Consider the following 23,924-nt stretch of genomic DNA (forward strand, 5'->3'; position numbering starts at 1 on the left):
TCGCCGTATCCCGCGCTGAGCGGCCGGGGTCGTCGCATCCGCGACGGGTCGTTCCCGAGGGTCCTCGCATCCGCGACTGCCCGCTCCAGGCTCCTCGCATCCGCGACCGGTCGGCCACTGTCGCGGCGTGCCGGGCGACGGCAGACTGTCCGCGTGTCCGTTCTGGGAAGCCTCACCCGCCGGGTCGGTCGTCACCGCTGGTTCGGCGCCACCATTCGTCTGCTGGTGCCCGCCGACCGGGCACTCGGCCGGCTGACCCGGGGCCGGGTGGTCGCGCTCGGGCTCGTACCGTCCCTGGTGATCACCACCACCGGTCGGAAGTCCGGCCGGCCGCGCAGCAATCCACTGCTCTACGTGCCCGACGGCGACGCGTACGTGGTGGTCGGATCCAACTGGGGTCAGGCCCGGCAGCCGGCCTGGTCGCTGAACCTGCTCGCCGAGCCGAGCGCCGAGGTGGACGTCAGGGGTCGCCGGATCCCGGTACGCGCCGAGGTGGCGGACGGCGCCGAACGCGACCGGCTGTGGCGGCTGCTGGTCGCCGAGTGGCCGGCCTACGAGACGTACGTCGAGCGGGCCGGTGGCCGGGAGATCCGGATCTTCCGCCTCAGGCCGGCGGGGCGCGACACCCTTGTCGACCCCGCTGGGCCGGACGGGCGTGGCGGGTCGGACGGGCGGGGACGGCCGCACTAGGGTGTGCGGTGACCAGGCCGTCGCCGAGGGCGACGGTGTGGGCGACGGCGCGATCGCGGGGTGGTCGGCGTGGACGGTGGCCAGGAGCACCGGGACGATCCCCGGTGGGATGTGGCCGAACGGGTCACCGCGGCCGTCCGGCGACGGTTTCCCGCCGACGTGCTCGCCGTCGCGGTGCACGGCCCGCTGGCCCACGGCGACGACGACGGCGGCGGCGACGGTGAGGTCGGGCTGCTGGTGGTCACCTACCGCCCCGGCACCGGGCCGCCCTCGGCGACCCGCCGCGTGGACGGCGTACTGGTCGACCTGACCGTTCTCGCCGCCGAGGAGCGCCTGCGCCAGGCCCGGCAGCTGAACTCCCGCTGGCCGCTGACCGCCGACCGCTACGTCACCACCCGCGCACTGCACGACCCGACCGGCTGGCTGCCCACCCTGCGCGACGAGCATCTCGGCCGGCTGGCCCGAGCCCGCCCGGCCGAGTTCACCACCGCCGCCCGCACCGCGTGGTATCGCGGTGGCGCCGCGCACGCCCGGGCCGCCCGGCTGGCCGAGTGGTACGAGACGGACCAGGCCCTGCTCATGCTCGGCGAGGCCCGGCTCGCCGCGGCGACGGTCAGCGGCCTGCTCAGCCGCACCTACTTCCGGGATCCGGGCGACGCGGTCCGCCGCACCGGGCTGGCCGGAGCGGACATGACCGAGGTCGGTGCGGTGCTGACCCGCCAGTCGACGGAGCTGACCGCCCGTGGCCGCCCCGTCGACGGCACCGTAGACGACCTCCTAACCCCCTAACCCCTGACCCTCCCCGCCCCACTCGCCGTCGATCTTGCACTTGTGGTCGCCGACATGACGCTTTTGTCCGTGTATGCGACGACACAAAGTGCAAGATCGACGCGGGCCATGCGGCGGGGTGGGGGCAGCGGGGTGGTTAGGTGAGGCCGGCTTGGATGCCGATGAGGGTGCCGATGAGGTAGGTGGCTGCTGCGGCGGCGGCGCCGAGCAGGAGCTGACGCAGCCCGCCGGACCACCACCGGCGGTTGGTGAACCGGGAGACGACCGCACCGGCGACGAAGAGCCCCAGCCCGCCGACGGCCAGGGCCAGGGCCAGGCTGGTCGCACCGAACAGGTACGGCAGCAGCGGCACCAGCGCGCCGACGGAGAAGCAGAGGAACGACGACAGCGCCGCCGTCCACGGGTCGGGCTGCTCGTCCGGGTTGACGCCCAGTTCCTCCTGCACGTGCACGCGCAGCGCCTGCTCCGGATCCTGGCGTACCACCTCGGCCACCTGGACGGCGAGCGCCGCCGGCAGGCCCCGGGCCATCCACATCTCGGCCAGCTCCCGGGCCTCCGCCTCCGGGTGCCGTTCCAGCTCCCGCCGTTCCTTGGCCACCTCGGCGGCGAGCTGCTCGTTGGCCGACCGGACGCTGGTGTACTCCCCGAGCGCCATCGAGATCGCACCGGCGACCAGGCCGGCGGTGCCGGTGAGCACGATGGTGTGCGGCGATACCCCGCCGCCGCCGACCCCGGCGATCAGGGCGATGTTGGTGACCAGGCCATCCATCGCACCGAACACCGCCGGTCGCAGCCAGCCGCCGGAGATGTCGGCGTGGTGCGGCTCCCGCAGCGCCGCCGCCGGGGTGTCGGTCACGGCAGGGTCAGGATCTCGCGGCCGTCCTCGGTCACCAGCACGGTGTGCTCGAACTGGGCGGTCCACTTCCGGTCCTTGGTGACCACCGTCCAGCCGTCGTCCCACAGGTCGTACTGGTAGGTGCCGAGAGTGATCATCGGCTCGATGGTGAAGGTCATGCCCGGCTCCATCACGTCGGTGGGGCGCGGGCTGTCGTAGTGCGGGACGTAGAGCCCGCTGTGGAAGGACTCGCCGATGCCGTGGCCGGTGAAGTCGCGGACCACGCCGTAGCCGAAGCGCTTCGCGTACGACTCGATGACGCGGCCGATCACGTTGATCTGCCGACCCGGAGCGACCGCGCGGATGCCCCGCATCATCGCCTCGTGGGTCCGCTCGACCAGCACCCGGGCCTCCTCGGCGACCTCACCGACGCAGAACGTCGCGTCCGTGTCGCCGTGCACGCCGCCGATGTACGCAGTCACGTCGACGTTGATGATGTCGCCGTCTGCCAGCACCGTCGAGTCGGGGATGCCGTGGCAGATCACCTCGTTGAGGCTGGTGCAGCAGGACTTCGGGAAGCCCTTGTAGCCCAGCGTCGACGGGTAGGCGCCGTTGTCGACCAGGAACTCGTGCACCACCCGGTCGATCTCGTCGGTGGTCACGCCGGGCTTGCAGTGCTCGCCCGCCAACTGCACCGCCTGGGCGGCGATCCGCCCCGCGACACGCATCTTCTCGATGGTCTCCGGGGTCTGCACGTGCGATCCACGCCACGGGCGGGGCGCCTTCTTGCCGACGTACTCCGGTCGGGCGATGTGGGCGGGCACCGGCCGCCACGGGGAGAGCGTGCCTGGGGTCAGCGGCGCACGGACGGTCATGGCGCAAGCCTATCGCCGCGCACCCGGTGACCCCCACCACCGTCCGTTCCGGGAGGTTGTTGCCCCACCAGTTGCACTGTGTCAAGGTGTCTGCGTGGATCTAGGGGGAGCACCTCCCATCTTCTCCGCCAGCGCGGAGACCGACGGTGATCACCTGAGTGTGGTGGTCACCGGCGAGGTCGACATGGCGACCGCCGACACCATGCTCCAGACGGCGCTGCGCGAGCCGGCCGGCCGGGTGACACTCGACCTGCGCGCGGTGACCTTCTTCGACTCGGCGGCCATCCACGCGGTGGTCCGGCTCGCCGGCCACTACCCGGACACGCTGACGGTGCTGCCGTCCCGACAGGTCAGCCGGGTGCTGGAGATCGCCGGTCTGGGCCGGCAGCCCTGGTTGCACCCCGCCTGAGGCCGTCGTGCACCCGCAGCCGAAACCGCTTCGCTAAGGGCTCAGCTCCCGCCGCAGGGTGACCTGCGTCCCCTCCGGCGTACGGTCCACCGACAGCTCCCCGAGGGCCTGGATCAACGACAGGCCACGGCCCCGGAAACCCGACCCGGTCGACTCGCGCCACCGCCCGGTGTCGCACACCGTCGCCACCACCGTGCGGTTCTCCACCCGCACCTCGACATCGATCGTCGGCTCCGCCGGGTCGACCGGGTGCTCGATGGCGTTGGCCGCCGCCTCGGAGACCGCCACGGTGAGGTCGAACAGGTCCGTCTCGCCCACCTCGTGCGCGACCAGGAAGTCCTCGAGCCGCTTGCGCAGCACGCTCAGCCGGGTGGGATCGGCGGGCAGCCGCAGCGCGAACCGGTTCAGTTCGGCCGCCTCCAGGGCGAGCACCGCCACGTCGTCCCGGCGGGGCCGGTCGGCGACCCGCTCCACCACCGCGTCGATCAGATCCGCCACCTGCTCCCCGGAGCGGGCGGCGTCGGCGCGCAGCTGGGCCAGCGAGTCGTCGATGCCGACCTGCCGGTCCTCGATCAGGCCGTCGGTGTAGAGCAGCAGCCGGTCACCGGCCCGCAGCTCGCCGGAGACCGTCTCGTAGCGGGTGCCGGCGATGGCCCCGACCGGCGGCCCGAGCGCGCGGTCGTGCAGGAACGCGACATCGTCCCCGCGGATCAGCAGTGGTGACGGATGTCCGGCGCTGGCGTACCGCAGCCGGCCCGTCCGAGGGCTGAACCACAGGCAGAACACCGTCGCGAACGACCGCGACTCGGTGGACCCGACCAACCGGTTGAGCCGGGTCAACGATTCGCCCGGATCAAAACCCTCCAGCACATACGCGCGCAGCGCGTTGCGCAGTTGACCCATGGCCGCAGCCGCCGGCACACCCTTGCCGACCACGTCCCCGATGGCCAGGACGAGTTCGTCGTCGTCGCGGGCCACCACGTCGTACCAGTCGCCGCCCACCTCGACGTCCGCGCTGCCGGGCAGGTAACGGCTGGCGACCACGGCACCGGGCAGCTGGGGCAGGGTGCGGGGCAGCAGGCTGTGTTGCAGGGTGGTGGCGATGCGGTGCTCGGCCTCGTAGAGCTGGGCGTTCTCCATGCGTACGCCCACCAGCCGGGCGAGTTGGGTCAAGGCGGCCTCGTCGGTGTCGGCTCCCTCGGCGGCTGGACGCCACACCCGCAGCTCGCCGAGCCGCTGGTCGGCCACGCCGGTCAACGGCAGCACGAAGGACGGCTCGACGGAGGTGGCACCGCCCGCGTCGGCCTCGTAGCGTGCCCCACCGGCGGAGACCACCACCCGGACGGCCTCGGCGAGGGTCAGCGCGTGCCGGGCCGCGACCTGGAGCACGTCGGCCGTGGAGCGGGCGGTGTTGACCGCGACCGCCGCGTCGGCGAGGGCACGCAACCGCCGGATGATCTGGTTGCGCAGCTGACCGAGGGCCATGTTGGCCCGGACCCGGGCGATCAGTTCCTGCCCGGAGAAGGGTTTGGTGAGGTAGTCGTCGGCACCCACCGACAACCCGGCCACCTCATCTGCCGCACCGGCGCGGGCGGAGAGCAGCACGATCGGTACGTACCGGGTACGCGGATCCGCGCGCAGCGCGGCGACCAGACCGAAGCCGTCCAGCCGGGGCATCATCACGTCGGTCAGCACCAGGTCGAAGTCGGTGTCGGTGGCCAGCCGGAGCGCCTCGACGCCGTCGGTGGCCGTCCTCACCTCCCAGGTCGGCACGAGCAGCCGGGCGACGTGTTCGCGCAGGTCAGGGTTGTCGTCCACGACCAGGATGCGACCCTCGGGCGCGGCGGTGACGGGCCACGGTGCCGCCCCCGCGGCGCCGCCCGCCTCCGGCCCGGCGGGGGTCGTCGAGGCCGGGGCCGCCGGAGCAGGGGCCGCCGGATGGGGCGCGGTCGGGGTGGGGGCGGCGGTCCACCGGGCGGTCTCGGCGACGAAGAGCCCGGCCTGCCGCGGCTCGCGTCCGGTGCGGTCCGCGTCGGCGACCCCGCCGTCGGCGATCCGGTCCGCATCGGCGTCGGAGACCCGGTCGGCCGGCAGGTGCCCGGAGCCGAACGGAACGGTGACCACGAAGGTGCTGCCGACGTCGACCCGGCTGGTGGCGGTGACCTGCCCACCGTGCATCTCGACCAGTTCCCGGACCAGGGCGAGGCCGATCCCGCTCCCCTCGTGGCTGCGCGACCGCACCCCCGGCACCCGGTGGAACCGTTCGAAGACGTACGGCAGCTCCTCCGGGAGGATGCCCACGCCGGTGTCGGCGACCTCCAGACGGGCGGCGCCGTCGACCTCCCGGACCCGGATGCTGATCTCCCCCTCGAAGGTGAACTTCAGGGCGTTGGAGAGCAGATTCAGGACGATCTTCTCCCACATGTCCTGGTCGACGAAGACCGGCTCCGGCAGCGGCGTGCAGTCCACCACCAGCCGCAGCCCGGCGCGCTGGGTGGCCGAGCGGAACGTGCTGGCCAGCCGGGTGGTGTAGCCCGCCAGGTCGGTGGCCTCGTAGTGCGCGGCCAGCCGCCCCGACTCGAGCCGGGAGAAGTCGAGCACCGTGTTGACCAGCTTCAGCAGCCGCAACGCGTTGCGGTGCATCATGGTCAGGCGGTGCGTGTAGTCCGCGGGCAACGCCGGATCGGCGAGCAGGTCCTCCAGCGGGCCGAGCACCAGCGTCAACGGGGTGCGGAACTCGTGGCTCACGTTGGCGAAGAAGTTGGTCTTCGCGAGGTCCAGGGCGGCCAGTTCGGCGGCCCGGGCACGCTCCTGCTCGTACGCCCGCTGCTTGCCGACCGCGCGGGAGATCTGCGCGGCGACCAGCTCGAAGAACGTCCGGTACTCGTCGGTGAAGGGCAGCCGCCGGGCCACGCCCAGCACCAGCACCCCGGCCGGCTCGTTGGTCGCGCTGATCGGCAGCACGACCGCCTCCTCGGCGGCATCGGCCGGTACGTGCCCGAGCAGCTCGGCCGTGGCCACCACCCCGCCGGTGCCGGTCGCGGCCACCTCGACCAGCCGGGAGGAAGGGTCGACGAGGCGGGTCTCGGCGCCACTGACCCCGGTCAGGCGCAGGTGCCCGTCGTCGTCGCGCAGGTAGAGCAGTCCGAACGGGACATCCGGCCGGTGCCGGTCGAGCACCGCCGCGGCGACCCCGCCGAGTTCCCTGCCGCTGCCCGGGTCGGCCAGTTCCGATCCGAGTTCGGCCAGGGCACGCAGCCGGCGCTCGCCGAGCACCCGACCGGTGGTCTCGCTGCAGATGCAGAGCACGCCGTTGATCGCGCCGTCCGCGCCCCGGATCGGGTCGTACGAGACGTCGAAGTAGACGTCCTCGACGAAGCCGTGCCGGTCCAGCAGGAAGTGGTGGTCCTGCGCCTGGTACGACTCGCCGCCGTCCAGCACGCCCGCCAGCAGCGGCCCGAGCACGTCCCAGGTCTCCGCCCAGTGCTCCCGGGCGGGCTCGCCCAGCACGGCGGGATGCTTGTCGCCGATGGTCGGCCGGTAGGCGTCGTTGTAGAAGGCGCGCAGTTCCTCGCCCCAGAACATGGCGATCTGGGCCCTGGAGGCGAGCATCGTGCTGATCGCGTTGCCCAGGGTGGCGGGCCAGCTGTCCGGTGCGCCGAGCGGGCTGGCCGACCAGTCATGATCGCGTAGCAGGGCGCCCATCTCGCCGCCGCCCGCGAAGGCCGCCGCGAGCAGCGGAGGGATCCCGCCGCCCGCCGTGGACGGATGGTCTCCGTCCACGCCCGCCTGGGCCGAGTTCATGCAGCCTCCCGGCCGAGTCCGCAATGATTCCGATCATCAGATGCCGTGTGCCGCCCTTCTACCCAGAAGGATCGGCAACGTAACGCACCCCGGCCGGCCAGAGGCTGGTGGGAGCGCTGCCGGACGGCCGACCGTCCAGGCTGCTCACTCTGTGTGCCCGACAGATCACAACGGGGTGACGTACGCGCCGGTGATCCCGCCGTCGACCACGAACTGTGCGGCGGTCATGAACGAGGCGTCGTCGCTGGCGAGGAAGGCCACCGCGGCGGCGATCTCGGTCGGCTCGCCGAAGCGTCCCATCGGCACGTGCACCAGGCGGCGGGCCGCGCGCTCCGGGTCGGCCGCGAACAACTCCCGGAGCAACGGCGTGGCGACCGGCCCGGGGCACAGGGCGTTGACCCGGATGCCCTCCCGGGCGAACTGGACGCCCAACTCCCGGGTCAGCGCCAGCACCCCGCCCTTGCTCGCGGTGTACGCGATCTGCGACGTCGCCGCGCCCATCAGCGCCACGAAGGAGGCGGTGTTGATGATCGAACCCTTGCCCTGCCGGCGCATGTGCGGGATGACGTGCTTACAGCAGAGGTAGACGCTGGTCGTGTTGACCCGCAGCACCCGCTCCCAGGCGTCCAGCCCGGTGTCGAGGATGGAGTCGTCGTCCGGCGGTGAGATGCCGGCGTTGTTGAAGGCGACGTCCACCCGCCCGTACCGCTCGACCACCCCGTCGAAGAGGGCGCGTACCGCCGACTCGTCGGCCACGTCGGTCGCGACGAAGATCCCGCCCACCTCGTCGGCGGCCCGTTCGCCGGCCTCGGCGTCGATGTCGACGCAGACCACCCGGGCTCCCTCGGCGGCGAACCGCCGCACCGTGGCCAGTCCGATCCCGCTGGCCGCCCCGGTCACCACGGCGACCCGGTCCCGCAACCGTCCCTGCACGCTCACTCCTCGGTGCTGATGAACACGTTCTTGACGTCGGTGAAGGCGTGCAGGGCGTCCGGGCCCAGCTCGCGGCCCAGGCCGGAGCGTTTCATCCCGCCGAACGGCGTCCAGTACCGCACCGACGAGTGCGAGTTGACGCTCAGGTTGCCCGACTCCACCGCCCGGGCCACCCGCAGTGCCCGACCCACGTCCCGGGTCCAGATCGATCCCGACAGGCCGTACTCGGTGTCGTTGGCCAGCCGGACCGCGTCGGCCTCGTCCTCGAAGGGCAGCACCGAGGCGACCGGGCCGAAGACCTCCTCCCGCCAGTGGCGGTCGGCCGGCGAGTCGGTGAGCAGCACGGTGGGGGCGTACCAGTAGCCAGGGCCGTCGGGGCGGGAGCCGGTGAAGGCGACCCGCGCGCCGTCGACGTACCCCGCGACCCGGTCCCGGTGCCCGGCCGAGATGAGCGGCCCCATCTCGGCGCTCTCGTCGGCCGGGTCACCGACCCGGAAGGCGCGCACCGCCGGTTCGAGCAGCTCCAGGAAGCGGTCGTACACCGGGCGTTGCACCAGGATCCGGGAGCGGGCGCAGCAGTCCTGGCCGGCGTTGTCGAAGACGGCGTACGGCGCGGTCGCGGCGGCCCGCTCGATGTCGGCGTCGGCGAAGACCAGGTTCGCCGACTTGCCGCCCAGCTCCAGGGTCAGCCGCTTCACCCGCGCCGCGCAGCCGGCCATGATCCGGGCGCCGACCTCGGCGGAGCCGGTGAAGCAGATCTTGCGTACGGCCGGGTGGCTGACGAACCGCTCGCCCACCACGTCACCCCGGCCGGGCAACACGGTGAACACGTCCTCGGGCAGACCCGCCACCAGGGCCAGCTCGGCCAGGCGCAGCGCGGTCAGCGGGGTCAGCTCGGCGGGTTTGAGCACCACCGTGTTGCCGGCGGCGAGGGCCGGGACGAAGCCCCAGGCGGCGATCGGCATGGGGAAGTTCCACGGCACGATCACCCCGACCACGCCGAGCGGCTCGTGGAAGGTGACGTCGAGCCCGCCCGGCACCGGGATCTGCCGCCCGGTGAGCCGTTCCGGGGCACCCGCGTAGTAGTCGAGCACGTCCCGGACGTTGCCGGCCTCCCACCGGGCGTTGCCGATGGTGTGCCCGGCGTTGCGGACCTCCAGCCGCGCCAGCTCCTCCAGGTGCTCGTCCACCACCGCCGCGAACCGCCGCAGCAACCGGCCCCGGTCCCCCGGCGCCACCCCCCGCCACCGCAGGTACGCCCGCCCCGCCCGCGCGATCGCCGCATCCACCTCCCCCACCGAGCTGTCCGCCACCTCCCGCAGAACCTCCCCGCTCGCCGGCTCCCGCACCAGGCGTACCGGGTCAGAGGCGTTCGAAGCCACGGGTTAGTTCCCAGTCGGTGACGGCGGCGTCGAAGGCGGCCAGCTCGACGCGGGCCATGTTGGCGTAGTGGGCGACCACGTCCTCCCCGAAGGCATCGCGGGCGACCTCGGAGGACTGCCAGAGGGTCAGCGCGTCGCGGAGGGTGCCGGGAACCCGGTCCGCCGTGGCGTCGTCGTAGGCGTTGCCGGTGCACTCCGGCCCCAGCTCCAGCTCCCGCTCGATGCCGTGCACGGCGCCCGCCACCAGGGCGGCGATCGCCAGGTACGGGTTGACATCCGCGCCGGGCACCCGGTTCTCCACCCGCATCCCCGAACCGTGCCCCACCACCCGCAGCGCGCACGTGCGGTTGTCGACGCCCCAGCGCAGCGCGGTCGGGGCGAACGAGCCCGGCTGGTAGCGCTTGTAGGAGTTGATGTTCGGCGCGGAGAGCAGGCTCAGCTCCCGCATCGTGGCGAGCAGCCCGGCGAGCACCCGCTGCCCGGTCACGCTCAGGTGCGCCGGGCCGTCACCCAGCATCGCCGAGCGCCCGGAGGCGTCGCGCAGCGAGAAGTGGATGTGGCAGGAACTGCCCTCGCGGGCGTTCGGCTTGGCCATGAAGGTGATCGACATGCCCTCCTGGGCCGCGATCTCCTTCGCCCCGTGCTTGTAGATGACGTGGTGGTCGGCGCAGGCCACCGCCTCGTCGTACCGGAAGGCGATCTCGTGCTGGCCGAGGTTGCACTCCCCCTTGGCGCTCTCCGGGACCAGCCCGGCACCGGCCATCTCGGTGCGTATCCGGCGCAGCAGCGGCTCCACCCGGGCGGTGCCGAGCAGCGAGTAGTCCACGTTGTACTGGTTGGCCGGGGTGAGGTCCCGGTAGCCGCGCCGCCACGCCTGCTCGTACGAGTCGCGGAACAGGACGAACTCCAGCTCCGTCCCGGCGTACGCGGTCAGTCCGTGCGCGGCCAGCCGGTCCACCTGGCGGCGCAGGATCTGCCGGGGCGAGGCGGTCACCGAACCGGTGCCGTCCAGCCACTCCAGGTCGGCCAGGAGCAGGGCGGTGCCCGGCTGCCACGGGACCCGGCGCAGGGTGTCGAAGTCCGGCGTCATGGCGAGGTCACCGTAGCCACGGGACCAGCTCGACATCTCGTACCCGTCGACGGTGTTCATGTCGACGTCCACGGCGAGCAGGTAGTCGCACCCCTCACTGCCGTGCGCGACGACCTGGTCGAGGAAGTACGGGGCGTGGAACCGCTTGCCCTGCAACCGGCCCTGCATGTCGACCAGGGCCAGCACCACCGTGTCGATCTCCCCCTCGCCGACGGCGACCCGCAGTTGCTCCAGCGTGAGCGGCGCTCTTCTCATCCGCGAGCCTCCATCAGCAAGGTGTACCGGCCACGGCCGATCACCGTCAATGGGCCACAACGGTCGTACCCGGTGGCACCGGCCGGGCAAACCGGCTGGAGCCGCACTGGACGCAGGTGGTCGGCGGACAAATGCGTTGCCGGTGGGCTGGGCGTACCGCATCCTTGGGCGTGTGACCTGGCCCGATCGCGACGGGCCGACCGGGCCCTCGGAACGGCCCGGCAGCCGCGGCGGCGCGGGGAAACGTCACCTCTCTCTCGGGTACGGCGCTGCGCCCTACCCCGACCCCACCCCGCGCCGCCCGGCTGTCACCCGACCCGGGGCCTGTCAGACCCGAAGGGCCTGTCAGACCCGAGATCCGTCAGGCCAGCAGCAGGCCGGCCACCCAGAGCGCGCCGATCACCACGCCGGTGAGGAACTCGACCAGCATCGCCAGCCCGGCCGCCGCGACCGCCCGCTTCGTTGCCGGCCAGGCCAGCCGGGTGTCGCCCAGCCGCAGCCGCTCCATCAGGAAGATGCCGCCGACGAAGCCGATCACCAGCCCGACCACCGGGATGACGAAGAAGCCGACCAGGCCCAGCACGGCACCGGCCAGCAGCGAGGAGGTGGGCACCCCGGCGCGTTGCAGGTTGCGGCCCGGCCAGGCGTACTTCACCACCGTGCCGCCCACGGCGACCAGGGTGGCCACGGCGAGCACCAGCCACCGGCCGGGTCCGGCGCCGCCGAACAGCGTCCACACCAGCACCCCGCCCCAGCACAGCGGCAAGGCGGGTAGGCCGGGCACCACCACCCCGGCCAGCCCGGCCAGGATGGCCAGCGCGGCGACCACCGACACCACCGTTCCGGTCTCCGTCAGGCTCACGTCGGCTCCGTTCGTCCCATCCGGATCATGACACTCTGATCATGACGGTTCGTCGCCACGCAAACGGGCGACGACGGTCTCCGCCGGCCCCGGTGGGCCGAAGAGTCGACCCTGCGCGGTGTCGCAGCGCAGCGCCCGCAGCCGCTCCGCCTGCGCCTCGGTCTCCACCGCCTCCGCGGTCACCCAGAGTTCCAGGGCGTGGGCCAGCCGCACCAGGGCGTCGACGATCCGCTCGTCGCGGTGGTCGGCGCTGTCCGGCTGGTTGCCCCGGATGCCCTCGACGAACGGGCCGGCCAGCTTCAGGGAGGTGATCGGCAGCCGGCGCAGGTACGCCAGGTTGGAATACCCGGTGCCGAAGTCGTCGACGGCCAGCCGTACGCCCAGCGCGGCGAGCCGGTGCAGCGTCCGCAGCGGCTCCCCCGCGGAGCCCATCACCGCGCTCTCGGTCAGCTCCAGTTGCAGCAGTTCCGCCGGAAGCCCGGTGCTGGCCAGCGCGTCGGCCACGGTGTCGACGATCGCCGAGGTGTCGGCCTGCCGGGCCGCCAGGTTGACGCTCACCACCAGCCGGGCGGCGGGAAACTCGCGGTGCCACCGCTGGGCGTCCCGGCAGGCCTGCCGCAGCACCCACTCGCCGAGCCGGACGATCAGGCCGGTCTCCTCGGCCAGCCCGATGAACCGGTCCGGGCCGATCAGTCCCAGCTCCGGATGCTGCCAGCGGACCAGCGCCTCGACGGCCAGCATCCGCCCGTCCAGCAGCGACACGATCGGCTGGTAGTGCAGCACGAACTCGCCGCGGTCCAGCGCCACCGGCAGCCCGGCGGCCAGCGCCGACCGGGCGATGTCCCGGGCGCTGCGCTCCGGGTCGTAGACCGCCCACCGGTCCCGGCCCTCGGCCTTGGCCCAGTAGAGCGTCGCGTCGGCCGCCTTCATCAGCTCCGAGACGCTGGTGCCGGCGACGTCCGAGTCGACGATGCCGACGCTCGCCGAGACCGCGAGCTGCTGCTCACCGACACGCACCGGCGCGGAGACGGCGGCCAGGGCCGACTCGGCCACGGCGATCACGTCGCCGATGTCGGCGACCCCGTCGACCAGGATGACGAACTCGTCGCCGCCCATCCGGGCGACCAGGTAACCCTGCTCCGCCACGCAGTCCGCCAGCCGCCGGGCGATCATCACGAGCAGCCGGTCGCCGAGGTCGTGGCCGAGGCTGTCGTTGATCGCCTTGAATCCGTCGAGGTCGAGGAAGCAGACACCGACCCGGCCCTGCGGGTCGGGCGCTGTCACCAGCCCGGCCAGCGTGTCGAAGAACAGCGTCCGGTTCGGCAGGCCGGTGAGCGGGTCGTGCAGCGCCTGGAAGCGCAACCGCTGTTCGAGTTCGTACCGTTCGGTGATGTCCTCGACCACGGCGACGGTGAACCGGGGCCGGCCGTCGTCGTGGCGGATCAGGGAGACGGCCAGGTCCGTCCAGACCGCGCTGCCGTCCTTGCGGTAGTAGCGCTTCTCGACCCGGACCGCGTCGTGCTTGCCCTCGATCAGCTCCCGGTACAGCTCCCACATCCCGGCCGCGTCGTCGGCGTGGAACAGCGACGCGACGTTCATCTGCCGCAGTTCCTCGATTGGGTAGCCGAGCATGTCGGCAAACGCCTGGTTCACGTCGATGATCGCCCCGTCGACCCCGGCGATGCCGATGCCGATCGCCGCGCCGTCGAAGACCGCCCGGAACCTGGCCTCGCTGTCGCGCAGCGCCTGCTCCACCGTGTCCCGCGCCTGCCAGGTGGACCGGGCGATCTTCTCCTGCTGGCCGAAGGTCCGGTCACGCAGCGCCCGCGCGAAGCCGGACGCCAGGCCGCCCTGCACCGCCGCGATCCGCCCGGCGAGCCCCGACGGCACGGCCCCGGCCCGTCGGGAGCCGGGCCCGCGCGGGGCGGCGAGCACCTCGGCGGGAAACCGGTCGCCGAGCGTACGCACCGACCACTCGACCACCCCCGGCTCGGTCAGGTGCGCCTCGACCAGCGCCCCACCGATCTCCTCCGCCGCCGCGGTCGCCGCCGGCACCGGCTCGGCCGAGAGCAGCACCTGCGCCAGGCGGAGGGTGTGCCCGAGCAGCAGCCGCTCGGTTTCGGCCGCGCTCATCGGCACGAAACCGAGCCGGCGTACGGCCCGGGCCCAGTCGGCGGCGTACCGCTGGGCGCCGGTCGGGTCGACGGCGCTCCCGCCGGAGGCACCGACGGCTGCCATCGGATCAGCCTGCGGTGGAGTCGTTCCGGGCGACGCCGCCGAAGGCGCCGAAGCGCTGCGCGTCGGCCGCCACCTCGGACGGCGAGTCGGGACGCCACAGCTCCATGTGCACCACACCCGGCTCCAGGATGGTCCAGTCGCCGAAGAACCCGGTGATCTCGGCCCGCGAGCGGAGGGTGATCTCGGTGGCGGTACGCGCCGACAGTCGCTGCGCGTCCAGCATCTCCTGCGGCTGGTCCTCGAAGGTGGAGTGCGAGATGACCAGGTGGCTGCCGGGCGCGGCGGCGGCGCGCAGGGTGGCGAGGATGTCGCCGGGACGGTCGGGCTCCGGGATGAAGTGCACCACCCCGGCGAGCAGGATGCCCAGCGGCCGGTCGAGGTCGAGCAACTGCGACGCCTGGGCCTCGGCGAGGATCCGCGCCGGGTCGCGCAGGTCGGCGTGGATGACGCCGGTCAGGTCGTTGCCGGCGAGCAGCTCCCGGCTGTGCGCCACCGCCACCGGGTCGATGTCGACGTAGACCACCCGCGCCTTCGGGTTGGCGGCCTGGGCGACCTCGTGCACGTTACCGACGGTGGGGATGCCGGAGCCGATGTCCAGGAACTGCTCGATGCCGGCGTCGAGCAACACCCGCACGGCCCGGCGGAGGAACTCCCGCCCGGCGCGCATGGTCGCCGGCAGGTTCGGCGTCATGGCCGCGATCTGCTCGGCCAACTGCCGGTCGATCTCGAAGTTGTGCGCGCCGCCGAGGAAGTAGTCGTACACCCGGGCCGCGCTGGGCCGGGAGAGGTCGATCTCGGCGGGAAGTCCGTCCGGCTGCTGCACTGGTGCACCCCAAAGTCGTCGCCGTGGATCGTGTGACGCTGCCCACTCTAGGCCCGTCCGGCACCCGGAGGGAGATCCACAACGCTCTTTTCCTGATCTCTTACAGATAGCGACGGGTCAGGCGGCCTCCAGCAGCAGCGCGATGCCCTGCCCCACGCCGATGCACATGGTGACCAGCGCCCGCCGCCCGCCGCGACGGCGCAGCTCCCGCGCGGCGGTGAGCGCGAGCCGGGCGCCACTGGCACCGAGCGGGTGCCCCAGGGCGATTGCCCCACCGTTCGGGTTCACGTGCTCCGCCTCCTCGGGCAGGCCCAGCTCCCGCAGCACCGCGACGGACTGGGCCGCGAACGCCTCGTTCAGCTCGATCACATCGACGTCGACCAGCGCCAGCCCGTGCCGGTCGAGCAGCCGGCGGGTCGCCGGGACCGGGCCGATGCCCATGATCCGGGGCGGCACGCCGGCCGCCGCCGCGCCGGTGACCCGGGCCAGCGGGGTGAGATCGTACTCGGCGACGGCCGCCGCCGAGGCGACCAGCAGGGCCACCGCGCCGTCGTTGACGCCGGAGGAGTTGCCGGCGGTCACCGTGCCGCCGTCGCGGAACGGGGTGGGCAGCGCCGCGAGCTTCTCCAGCGAGGTCGGCCGGGGGTGCTCGTCGACCTCGACCAGCCGGGTCTCGTGCCGGCCGGCCGGCACGGTCACCGGCACGATCTCCTCGGCGAGCCGGCCGTCGGCCTGGGCCTTGGCCGCGCGCACCTGCGAGCGGTACGCGAACTCGTCCTGCGCCCGCCGGTCGATGCCGTACTCGGTGGCCACGTTCTCGGCCGTCTCGGGCATCGAGTCGATGCCCCAGCCCCGCTCCATGAGCGGGTTGACCAGCCGCCAGCCGATGGTGGTGTCGTACATCTCGGCGGAGCGGGAGAACGCGGTGGTCGCCTTCGGCAGGACGAACGGTGCCCGGCTCATGCTCTCCACCCCGCCCGCGACGACCAGGTCGGCCTCCCCGGCGACGATCGCCCGGGCGGCGGTGGCCAGCGCGTCCAGGCCGGAGCCGCAGAGCCGGTTGACGGTGCTGCCGGGCACCTGCTCGGGCAGCCCGCCGAGCAGGGCCGCCATCCGGGCCACGTTGCGGTTGTCCTCGCCGGCCTGATTGGCGCAGCCGAGCACCACGTCGTCGGTGCGCGCCCAGTCCACCGACGGATGCCGGGCGACCAGCTCGCGGATGACATGGGCGGCCAGGTCGTCGGGGCGTACGCCGGACAGCGCGCCGCCGTAGCGACCGATCGGGGTGCGGACACCGGCCACCAGGTATGCCACGGTCATCGCGAGTCCTTCGGGGGTGGGAAGGGCTGGGCGGGCGCGTCCACCGGGTCACGGTGACTCACCGACGGCCAGGATATCGCCGGGCGCGGCCGATAGGTTTGTCGGCATGGCACGAGCCCAGTTCAGTGCGGAGACCAGCGACGGTGGCGCGTTCGTCCGCCAACCCAACCGGTTCACCGGGCGGGTCACCCCGCACTCGACCTCACCGCCCGGCGGCGGGCCGGACGCGCAGGACCGCTGGCCGCTGGAGGCGGGCCGGTACCGGCTGATCTGGTGCCGGGCCTGCCCGTGGGCGCACCGGGCGCTGATCGTGCGTAACCTGCTCGGGCTGCGCGAGGTCATCTCGCTGGGCACCGTCGACCCGATCCGGGACGAGCGGGGCTGGCGGTTCAGCCTCGACGAGGACGGCTTCGACCCGGTGCTGGGCATCGGCTTCCTCTCCGAGGCGTACCTCGCCACCGACGCCGACTACTCCGGCCGGGTCACCGTTCCGGCGCTGGTCGATACCGTCACCGGCCGGGTGGTCACCAACGACTATCCACAGCTCACCCTGGACCTGTCCACCGAGTGGCGGCGGCTGCACGCCCCGGACGCGCCGGATCTCTACCCGGTCGAGCTGCGCCCGGAGATGGACGCGCTGATGGCCGAGATCCACCGCGACATCAACAACGGCGTCTACCGCTGCGGCTTCGCGACCTCGCAGCAGGCGTACGACGAGGCGTTCGAGGCGCTGTTCGGGCGGCTCGACGCGCTGTCGGAGCGGCTGGCCGGCCGGCGCTACCTGATGGGTGACTCGATCACGGAAGCGGACGTACGGCTGTTCACCACGCTGGTCCGCTTCGACGTGGCGTACCACGGTCACTTCAAGTGCAACCGGCAGAAGCTCGCCGAGATGCCGGTGCTCTGGGCGTACGCCCGGGATCTGTTCCAGACCCCCGGCTTCGGCGAGACCGTCGACTTCGACCACATCAAGCGGCACTACTACGCCACGCATCGCGAGATCAACCCGACCGGGATCGTCCCGCTCGGCCCGGACCTGCACGGCTGGACCACGCCGCACGGGCGTGGCTGACCAGGCGGCGACGCGCCTCGCCGCCGTGGTGACGGCGATCTGCGTGCTCGGGGGAGCGGTCGCGGTGACGGTCGCCGTGATCGCCGGTCCCGGTCCGGGTCTGACCGGGTACGTCAGTGAGGCCGGTGTCGCCGACAGCGGGTACGCCTGGACGTACCGGATCGGGGTGTTCGCCCTGGCCACAGCGCTGCTGACGCTCGCCGCGGCGCTGCGGACGGCGCTGCGGATCGCGGCGGCGCTGCTCACCGCGGGCGGTCTGGCCACGGTCCTGTCCGGCGCGGTGACCTGTAGCGCCGGCTGCCCACTGCCGCCGTTCGAGCGGGCCACCGTGGCGGACCTGGTGCACGGTGCGGCGAGCGTCGCCGCGACGGCGGCCGTGGTCTTCGCCATGATCGCCATCGCGTTCGCCCCGGCCGCGGCGCGCCCACTGCGGGCGGTGGCCGCCGTCGCGGCGGCGGTGGCGCTGCCGATCGCCGGTGCGGTCGGCTTGGCGATGCTGGTGGTCGGCCGGGGTTCACTGGTCGGGGTGTTGGAACGGCTGCTGCTCGCGGTGGTGGTCCTCTGGGGCCTGGCGACCGCCGTCACCCTGCCGTCCGGGCCGGCGCCGCCGGGCGAGGCGGCCCCGGATCCCGTGCCGTAAGGAGTGTCACGGATATCACTCCTTCCGGGTCTCATCCGGCCCCTGGCCCGCGGGAGAGGATGCCGGGATGAGTTCGTTGTTCGCGCCGCTGACGCTGCGGGCGGTCACCCTGCCCAACCGGATCGCCCTGGCCCCGATGTGCCAGTACAGTGCCGGCCCCGACGGCCTGCCCACCGACTGGCACCTGGTGCACCTCGGCGCCCGCGCGGTCGGCGGCGCCGGGCTGGTGATGACCGAGGCGACCGCCGTGTCGCCCGAGGGGCGGATCAGCCCGCAGGACACCGGGCTGTGGTCCGGCCGGCACGTCGACGCCTGGCGTCCGGTGACCCGGTTCCTGGCCGCACAGGGCGCGGTACCGGCCGTGCAGCTCGCGCACGCCGGGATCAAGGCGTCGACGTACCGACCGTGGGAACCGCGCCGGGGCGGGGTGCCCGACGCCGAGGGCGGCTGGGTGCCGGTCGGGCCCACCGCCGAGCCGTTCCTGCCGGAGTACCGCGTGCCCACCGCCCTGGACGAGGCCGGGATCGCCGCCGTCGTCGAGGCGTTCGCGGCGGCCGCCACCCGGGCGGTCGACGCCGGGTTCACCGCCGTGGAGGTGCACGCCGCGCACGGCTACCTGCTGCACGAGTTCCTCTCCCCGCTGACCAACCATCGCGCCGACGGCTGGGGCGGGGATCGGGCCGGGCGGATGCGGCTGACCCTTGAGGTGGCCCGGGCCGTCCGCGCCGCGGTGGGCGAGGACGTGCCGGTGTTGGCCCGGATCTCGGCCACCGACTGGGTCGACGGCGGCTGGACGGTCGACGACAGCGTGGCGCTCGCCGCCGAGTTGGCCGCCGCCGGGGTGGACCTGGTCGACTGCTCCTCCGGCGGGGCGTCGCCGACCGCCGCCGTCCCGGTCGGCCGTGGTTACCAGGTGCCGCTGGCCGCCCGGGTCCGGCGGGAGGCACGGGTCGCCACCGGCGCGGTCGGCCTGATCGTCGAGCCGGAGCACGCCGAGGCGATCGTCGCGGACGGCGAGGCCGACCTGGTGCTGCTCGGCCGGGAGCTGCTGCGCAACCCGTACTGGCCGCACCAGGCCGCGGCCAAGCTCGGCGCCGACCCGAGCTGGTCCCCGCAGTACGTCCGGGCGGCCTGACCGGGCCAGCCCGCGCGGCCTACCAGGGTCAGCCCGCCAGGTGGCCCCAGCGCCGCTCCAGGTCGCGCCACGGCCCCTGGGCGGCGACCGTGCCGCCGATGAGCACCACCACGTGGTCGGCCCGCACCAGCGCGGCCCGCTTCGAGGTGGAGCCGACGACGGTCACGCCGCGTTCCCGCAGGGCCTGCCAGAGCGCGAGCTCGGTGGTCACGTCCAGCGCGGAGGAGACGTCGTCGGCCACCAGCAGCTCGGTACGCGGTGCCAGCGCCCGGGCCAGCGCCAGGCGCTGCAACTGCCCGCCGGAGAGCCGGGTGCCCTTGTGCCCGATGAGCAGCCCGAGCCCGCTGCCGGTGCCGGCCAGGTCGTGCTCCAGCTGAGCGGTCGCCACCGCGTGCGCGGGGTCCACCGGGTGACCGAGGGTGATGTTCTCCGCGACCGTGCCGGAGAGCACCCGGGGCAGCTGACCCACGTATCCGACCTGGTTGGGGCGGAGGAACAGCTCCGGTTCGGTGATCGGCTCACCGTTCCAGGTCAGCTCACCGGTGTGCGGGGCGATCCCGGCCAGCGCCCGCAGCAGCGAGGACTTGCCCGCACCCACCGGCCCGACGACCAGCACCAGTTGCCCGCGTGCCACGGTCAGGTCCACGTCGCGTACGGCGATGGTGCCGTCGGTGTGCCGGACGCCGAAGCCGACCAGGTCCAGCCGCCGCAGCGGGGTGCGGGGCGGTACCGGCGGGGCGGGAGCCGTGCCGGCGGCCAGGTCGACCCCGGGCACCCGCGCCGAGTACACCTCGATCCCGGTCATCTCCGCCGTACGCCGGGTCCACACCCGCGCCGACGGCACCTGGGAGATCAACGACGCGGTGGTCCAGGCGAACCAGCGCGCCGCGCCCAGCGTGGCCACCGCGACCAGCGTCGCCCCGGCGGAGAGCTGGCCGGACAGGAAGAGCGCCCACACGCCGATCGGGAAGAGCCCGCTGGCCAGCGCCGGCGTGGACCGGGCCCAGACCTGCACGGTGATCTCCCGCCGCTGCCGCTCGCTGCGCACCACGTCGAGGTCGGCGAGGTGGCTCAGCACCGGCCGGGTCGCCCCGGCCAGCTTCACCGTCCGGGCGGCCGACAGCGTGGAGACCAGCGCGGTGGCGAACGCGGCCCGCGCGGCGACGGTGTCCCGGGCCGCCCGCTCCAGCCTCGGGCCGAACGCCGTGGCGGCCAGCCCGGAGAGCACCATCGTGCCGAGGAAGAACAGCCCCGGCACCACGCTGCCGGTGACCAGGGTCATGGCGACCAGCAGGAGAAGGCCGATCGACTGGTCCAGTACGTGGTCGGCGAGCTGCACCACCCGTTCGGTGTCGCCGCCCTGGGCCACCACCTCGGCCGGGGTGTGCCGGCTGACCCGGCGGGGGCCCGTCTGGCCGTGCACCAGGCGCGCGCTGATCCGCAGCATCTGCCGTACCCACCAGGCCGGGAACCACAGGTGGGTCCAGTAGTGCGCCGGGATGGCGACGACCAACCCGGCGGCGATGCCGATGGCGGGCAGCCACGGGTCGCCCGTGCCGTCGACCACGTCGGCCCAGAGCCAGGCCAGCACCGGCCCGTCCAGTCCGAGGATCACCAGGACGGAGAAGATCCCGACCGCCGCCGCGCCGTACCGGGGGTCGTTGAGGCAGAGCCGGGCGATCTCCCGCAGCGTCCGGGTACGGGACGCGGGTCGCCGCGCGGCGTCGGCCGGCACACCGGCGGTACGGCGGCCCGGCTGGCGCCCGCCGACCTCCCGCGCACCCACCTCGCGCCCCTCGGTCGGCTCCACGGGCTCGGGCCCGACGACCGGTGCCGGATCGTCCCCGTCCGGCGCGGGCGTTCCGGGACCGACCGGCGGGCCGGGCCGGTCGCCGTCGCGGGCCGGGCCGGCGGGCCGGGTGCCGTCGACGGGCCCCACGGCCGTGGTGACCCCGGTGCGGGCGCCGGCGGGGTTGGCGCCGACCAGCGCCGGTACGCCCCGCAGCCGGCCGGAGCCCGGCCCGGCCAGCAGGTCGACCTCGGTGTCGCCGCCCTGCCCGCCCGCCTGGCCGGCGGCCAGGAGTTCGGCGAAGCGGCGCGACTCGGCCAGCGGGGCGGCCTCGACCACCGCGCCGTCGGCCAGCACCACCACCTCGTCGCAGCGGCTCACCGACGACAGCCGGTGCGCGATGACGATGCCGATCCGGTCCCGCAGCAGGCGCTCGGTGGCCTGCTGCACCCGTGTCTCGGTGACCGGATCGAGCCGGGCGGTGGCCTCGTCGAGGATCACCACGTGCGGGTCGCGGACCAGGATGCGGGCGAAGGCGACCAGTTGCTCCTGACCGGCCGAGAGCACGTGACCGCTCTCGCCGAGGCGGGTGTCCAGGCCGGCGGGCAGCTCGGCGATCCAGCCGGCCAGACCCAGCTCGTGCAGGGCCCGCGCGGCGGCATCGAGCAGCTCGGGGTCGAACAGCGCCACGTTCTCGGCGAGCGTGCCGGCGAGGATCTCGGTGCGCTGGGGCACCACGGCGACCCACCGGCGCAGCTGCTCCACGTCGAGGTCGAGCACGTCACGACCGCCGAGCAGGACCGTGCCGGGTGGCACGTCGACCGCCCGGGTGAGCAGCTTGGCCAGCGTCGACTTGCCCGACCCGGTCCGGCCGACCAGGGCGTACGAGCGCCCCCGGACGAAGGTCAGGTCGACCTCGCGGAGCGCGGGGCCGCGATCGGCGTCCGGCCCGGTGGTCGGGTAACGGTAGGTCAGGTCGCGGATGACCAGGTCGCCGTCGGTGGGCGCGGCGCCGCCGGCCGGTTCCTGTGTCGCGGCGGAGAGCAGTTGGACCCGCCCCCAGGCGCCGAGGGCGTACTGCACCTCCGGCACCATCCGGCTGACGTGCTCGACGGTCATGCCGAGGGAGAGCGCGAGCAGCCAGATCGCGGTCATCCGGGCGGCGTCGACCCGGCCGGTGGTCAGCGCCCAGACCCCGCCGAGCACGACCAGCGCGATGCCGGCCCGGGTCACCCCGGCCGCGATGGTGTTGACCTGTGCGGACATCGCCCACACCCGCCATCCCCGGCGGAGCACCTCGGCCGCCCGGAGGGCGTACAGGCGCAGCACGTACGGCCGGGCCAGGCTGGTGCGGACGTCGTCCTGGCCGTGGATCGACTCCTCCATCACCGCCGCCAGATCCGACCAGGCCGCCTCCTCGTGCATCCGGGCCGGAACGATCCGGGAGGCGGGCCGGCGCAGCGTGATCGCGAGCAGGACGCAGAGCAGCAGCATGCCGATCCCGGCCGGCCACCAGACGGTGAACGCGACCAGCGTGGACAGCACGCCCACGGACAGCGCCTGGGCCAGCCGGGTGCCGGGGCCGCGCACGCCCGAGGCGACGTCGTACACGTCGCCGTCGATCCGGTCGAGCATCTCCCCCACGGGGGTGGTCTCCAGGGCGGGCACGGGTTGCCCCAGCGCCACCCGGCACAGCCGGCGGCGCACGTGGGCGGACCAGTCGGCGGTCACCCCGGCCATCACCAGGCTGACCACGAGGTCGCTGGCGACCGCCGCGACCAGCGCCGCCGACAGCAGCACGAAGAACCCGACGGAGCGGTGGATCAGCACCGGCCCGGCGAGCGCGGCGGTGGCCGCCTGGCCGATGCCGCCGAGCACGATCAGGACGGCGACCAGGGTCATCCGGCGGGAGGAGGTGACCCACAGATCACGGAGCAGGCGCATGGGGTCGGTTCCTCCGGTTTCGTGACGGAGGTTCCAGCCTGCTTCTCCCGGCCGCACGGCTCAACGCATTTTCGCCGGCGGCAGATCACCGGGCGACATCTGCCGGACGAGTGGCCAGGGCTGGGCTGGGCTGGGCTGGGCTGGGCTGGGCTGGGCTGGGCTGGGCTCAGAAGAGCACGGTGGCGAGGGTGCCGACCGGGCGGAAGCCGCAGCGCTCGTAGACCCGCCGGGCGGGCAGGTTGAAGTCGTTGACGTACAGGCTGACCGTCGGGGCGACCCTGGTCAGCGCGTCGCCGACCACGGCCGCCATCGCGGCGGTGGCCATCCCCCGGCCCCGCCACTCGGGCGCCACCCAGACCCCCTGGACCTGCGCGGTGCGCCGGGTGACGACCGCCAGTTCGGCCTTGAAGACCACCCGACCGTCGACGAACCGAGCGTACGCCCGACCCGAGCGGATCATGTCCGTGACCCGGCGGCGGTACCCGCGCCCGCCGTCGTCGGCCAGCGGCGAGACGCCCACCTCCTCGGTGTACATCGCCACCGCCGCCGGGAAGAGCCGGTCGAACTCGGCACTGCGCACCCGGCGCACCTGCGGGTCGGGCGGCACCCCGGGCAGCGCCTCGGCGACCAGCAACGGCTGGTTCGGGCGTACGTCGCGGGCCGGTCCCCAGGTGTCGGCGAGGCGGTCCCACAGTTGCAGTACGGCGTCGGCGCGCCCGACGATCGAGGAGCAGAGCCGTTCCTCGCCGGCGAGCAGGTCGGCGAAGGCGGCGACGGCCTGCGGGCCGGCCAGCACCGGCGTGAGGTTGCCACCGAGCCAGCAGACCGATTCGAGGTGGCGGCGGGAACCGTACCCGAGGACCCGGCCCTCGGCCCGCCACCACGCCAGCCCGCGCGCGGCGACCCGCTCCGCGACCTGCGCGCCCGCGTACGGGTCGAGGTCGAGCAGCCGCTCGACCGCGCGACGTTCCGACTCCCCCAGTTGCCGCACCGGCGCCGTCAGCACGGTTACCAGCCTGCCAGATCCGTTCACCGCGCG

18 protein-coding genes are annotated in these 23,924 nt (G+C 73.7%); 6 read left to right on the forward strand and 12 right to left on the reverse strand.

The features are described from left to right. Positions 1-153 precede the first annotated feature (153 nt). Both O7615_RS01165 and O7615_RS01170 read left to right on the forward strand, forming a co-directional pair. The gene (locus O7615_RS01165) at positions 154-690 is read left to right on the forward strand and encodes a nitroreductase family deazaflavin-dependent oxidoreductase (RefSeq protein ID WP_278175243.1); all 537 of its coding nucleotides are present in this window, start codon (positions 154-156) and stop codon (positions 688-690) included. A 69-nt stretch (positions 691-759) separates the two neighbouring features. Then, a complete protein-coding gene (locus tag O7615_RS01170) occupies positions 760-1,479 on the forward strand; it encodes a nucleotidyltransferase domain-containing protein (protein ID WP_278175244.1) in 720 nt (239 codons plus the stop codon). A gap of 136 nt (positions 1,480-1,615) precedes the next feature. On the opposite strand, the gene O7615_RS01175 is transcribed toward O7615_RS01170, so the two are convergent. Next, positions 1,616-2,335: a VIT1/CCC1 transporter family protein gene (locus O7615_RS01175; protein WP_278175245.1), complete on the reverse strand. Its 720-nt coding sequence runs from the start codon at positions 2,333-2,335 to the stop codon at positions 1,616-1,618. Continuing rightward, entirely contained in the window at positions 2,332-3,189 is an 858-nt protein-coding gene (gene map, locus O7615_RS01180) for a type I methionyl aminopeptidase (RefSeq protein WP_278175247.1), read from the reverse strand. The genes O7615_RS01175 and map overlap by 4 nt, the downstream gene beginning before the upstream one ends. Before the next feature lie 94 nt (positions 3,190-3,283). Between map and O7615_RS01185 the strand changes: the two genes are divergently transcribed. After that, positions 3,284-3,598, forward strand: coding sequence for an STAS domain-containing protein (locus O7615_RS01185; protein ID WP_278175248.1), 315 nt, complete (start codon positions 3,284-3,286; stop codon positions 3,596-3,598). A gap of 33 nt (positions 3,599-3,631) precedes the next feature. Here the strand turns inward: O7615_RS01185 and O7615_RS01190 are convergent, their stop codons facing one another. The 8 genes from O7615_RS01190 to pcaF form a co-directional block, all read right to left on the reverse strand. Next, positions 3,632-7,402: a SpoIIE family protein phosphatase gene (locus tag O7615_RS01190; RefSeq protein WP_278175249.1), complete on the reverse strand. Its 3,771-nt coding sequence runs from the start codon at positions 7,400-7,402 to the stop codon at positions 3,632-3,634. A gap of 165 nt (positions 7,403-7,567) precedes the next feature. Continuing rightward, the gene (locus O7615_RS01195; protein WP_278175250.1) at positions 7,568-8,335 is read right to left on the reverse strand and encodes a 3-oxoacyl-ACP reductase; all 768 of its coding nucleotides are present in this window, start codon (positions 8,333-8,335) and stop codon (positions 7,568-7,570) included. Positions 8,336-8,337: 2 nt separating this feature from the next. Then, positions 8,338-9,687 carry an aldehyde dehydrogenase family protein gene (locus O7615_RS01200; protein ID WP_278181942.1) on the reverse strand — a complete coding sequence of 450 codons (1,350 nt, stop codon included), beginning with the start codon at positions 9,685-9,687 and terminating at the stop codon, positions 8,338-8,340. 10 nt (positions 9,688-9,697) lie between these two features. Continuing rightward, positions 9,698-11,062 carry a glutamine synthetase family protein gene (locus tag O7615_RS01205; RefSeq protein WP_278175251.1) on the reverse strand — a complete coding sequence of 455 codons (1,365 nt, stop codon included), beginning with the start codon at positions 11,060-11,062 and terminating at the stop codon, positions 9,698-9,700. Between the two features lie 361 nt (positions 11,063-11,423). Then, positions 11,424-11,924: a DUF456 domain-containing protein gene (locus O7615_RS01210; RefSeq protein WP_278175252.1), complete on the reverse strand. Its 501-nt coding sequence runs from the start codon at positions 11,922-11,924 to the stop codon at positions 11,424-11,426. Between the two features lie 39 nt (positions 11,925-11,963). Beyond that, complete coding sequence (locus O7615_RS01215) at positions 11,964-14,162, reverse strand: EAL domain-containing protein (RefSeq protein WP_278175254.1); 2,199 nt, start codon at positions 14,160-14,162, stop codon at positions 11,964-11,966. A 4-nt stretch (positions 14,163-14,166) separates the two neighbouring features. After that, on the reverse strand, positions 14,167-14,985 hold the full coding sequence (locus O7615_RS01220) for an SAM-dependent methyltransferase (RefSeq protein WP_278175255.1): 819 nt from the start codon (positions 14,983-14,985) through the stop codon (positions 14,167-14,169). Positions 14,986-15,102: 117 nt separating this feature from the next. Continuing rightward, complete coding sequence (pcaF, locus tag O7615_RS01225; protein ID WP_278175256.1) at positions 15,103-16,305, reverse strand: 3-oxoadipyl-CoA thiolase; 1,203 nt, start codon at positions 16,303-16,305, stop codon at positions 15,103-15,105. A 106-nt stretch (positions 16,306-16,411) separates the two neighbouring features. Between pcaF and O7615_RS01230 the strand changes: the two genes are divergently transcribed. The 3 genes from O7615_RS01230 (at position 16,412) to O7615_RS01240 (ending at position 19,152) form a co-directional block, all read left to right on the forward strand. Then, positions 16,412-17,377, forward strand: a complete 966-nt coding sequence (locus O7615_RS01230; RefSeq protein ID WP_278175257.1) for a glutathione S-transferase C-terminal domain-containing protein — start codon at positions 16,412-16,414, stop codon at positions 17,375-17,377. Further along, positions 17,370-18,017: a DUF998 domain-containing protein gene (locus tag O7615_RS01235; RefSeq protein WP_278175258.1), complete on the forward strand. Its 648-nt coding sequence runs from the start codon at positions 17,370-17,372 to the stop codon at positions 18,015-18,017. Before O7615_RS01230 ends, O7615_RS01235 begins: the two co-directional genes overlap by 8 nt. 67 nt (positions 18,018-18,084) lie before the next feature. Next, positions 18,085-19,152 carry an NADH:flavin oxidoreductase/NADH oxidase gene (locus O7615_RS01240; RefSeq protein WP_278175259.1) on the forward strand — a complete coding sequence of 356 codons (1,068 nt, stop codon included), beginning with the start codon at positions 18,085-18,087 and terminating at the stop codon, positions 19,150-19,152. A 28-nt stretch (positions 19,153-19,180) separates the two neighbouring features. Here the strand turns inward: O7615_RS01240 and O7615_RS01245 are convergent, their stop codons facing one another. Both O7615_RS01245 and O7615_RS01250 read right to left on the reverse strand, forming a co-directional pair. Next, a complete protein-coding gene (locus O7615_RS01245) occupies positions 19,181-22,885 on the reverse strand; it encodes an ABC transporter ATP-binding protein (protein WP_278175261.1) in 3,705 nt (1,234 codons plus the stop codon). A 166-nt stretch (positions 22,886-23,051) separates the two neighbouring features. Then, positions 23,052-23,891: a DUF4081 domain-containing GNAT family N-acetyltransferase gene (locus tag O7615_RS01250; protein WP_278175262.1), complete on the reverse strand. Its 840-nt coding sequence runs from the start codon at positions 23,889-23,891 to the stop codon at positions 23,052-23,054. Between the last annotated feature and the right edge of the window lie 33 nt (positions 23,892-23,924).

The sequence above is a fragment of the Micromonospora sp. WMMD1082 genome (genome assembly GCF_029626175.1).
Taxonomy (GTDB): domain Bacteria; phylum Actinomycetota; class Actinomycetes; order Mycobacteriales; family Micromonosporaceae; genus Micromonospora.

Excerpts from the sequence above, each read along its gene's own strand:
- O7615_RS01240 (WP_278175259.1), top strand. The coding sequence starts at position 18,085 with ATGAGTTCGTTGTTCGCGCCGCTGACGCTGCGGGCGGTCACCCTGCCC.
- O7615_RS01205 (WP_278175251.1), bottom strand. The coding sequence starts at position 11,062 with ATGAGAAGAGCGCCGCTCACGCTGGAGCAACTGCGGGTCGCCGTCGGC.
- map (WP_278175247.1), bottom strand. The coding sequence starts at position 3,189 with ATGACCGTCCGTGCGCCGCTGACCCCAGGCACGCTCTCCCCGTGGCGG.
- pcaF (WP_278175256.1), bottom strand. The coding sequence starts at position 16,305 with ATGACCGTGGCATACCTGGTGGCCGGTGTCCGCACCCCGATCGGTCGC.
- O7615_RS01245 (WP_278175261.1), bottom strand. The coding sequence starts at position 22,885 with ATGCGCCTGCTCCGTGATCTGTGGGTCACCTCCTCCCGCCGGATGACC.
- O7615_RS01230 (WP_278175257.1), top strand. The coding sequence starts at position 16,412 with ATGGCACGAGCCCAGTTCAGTGCGGAGACCAGCGACGGTGGCGCGTTC.
- O7615_RS01190 (WP_278175249.1), bottom strand. The coding sequence starts at position 7,402 with ATGAACTCGGCCCAGGCGGGCGTGGACGGAGACCATCCGTCCACGGCG.
- O7615_RS01215 (WP_278175254.1), bottom strand. The coding sequence starts at position 14,162 with ATGGCAGCCGTCGGTGCCTCCGGCGGGAGCGCCGTCGACCCGACCGGC.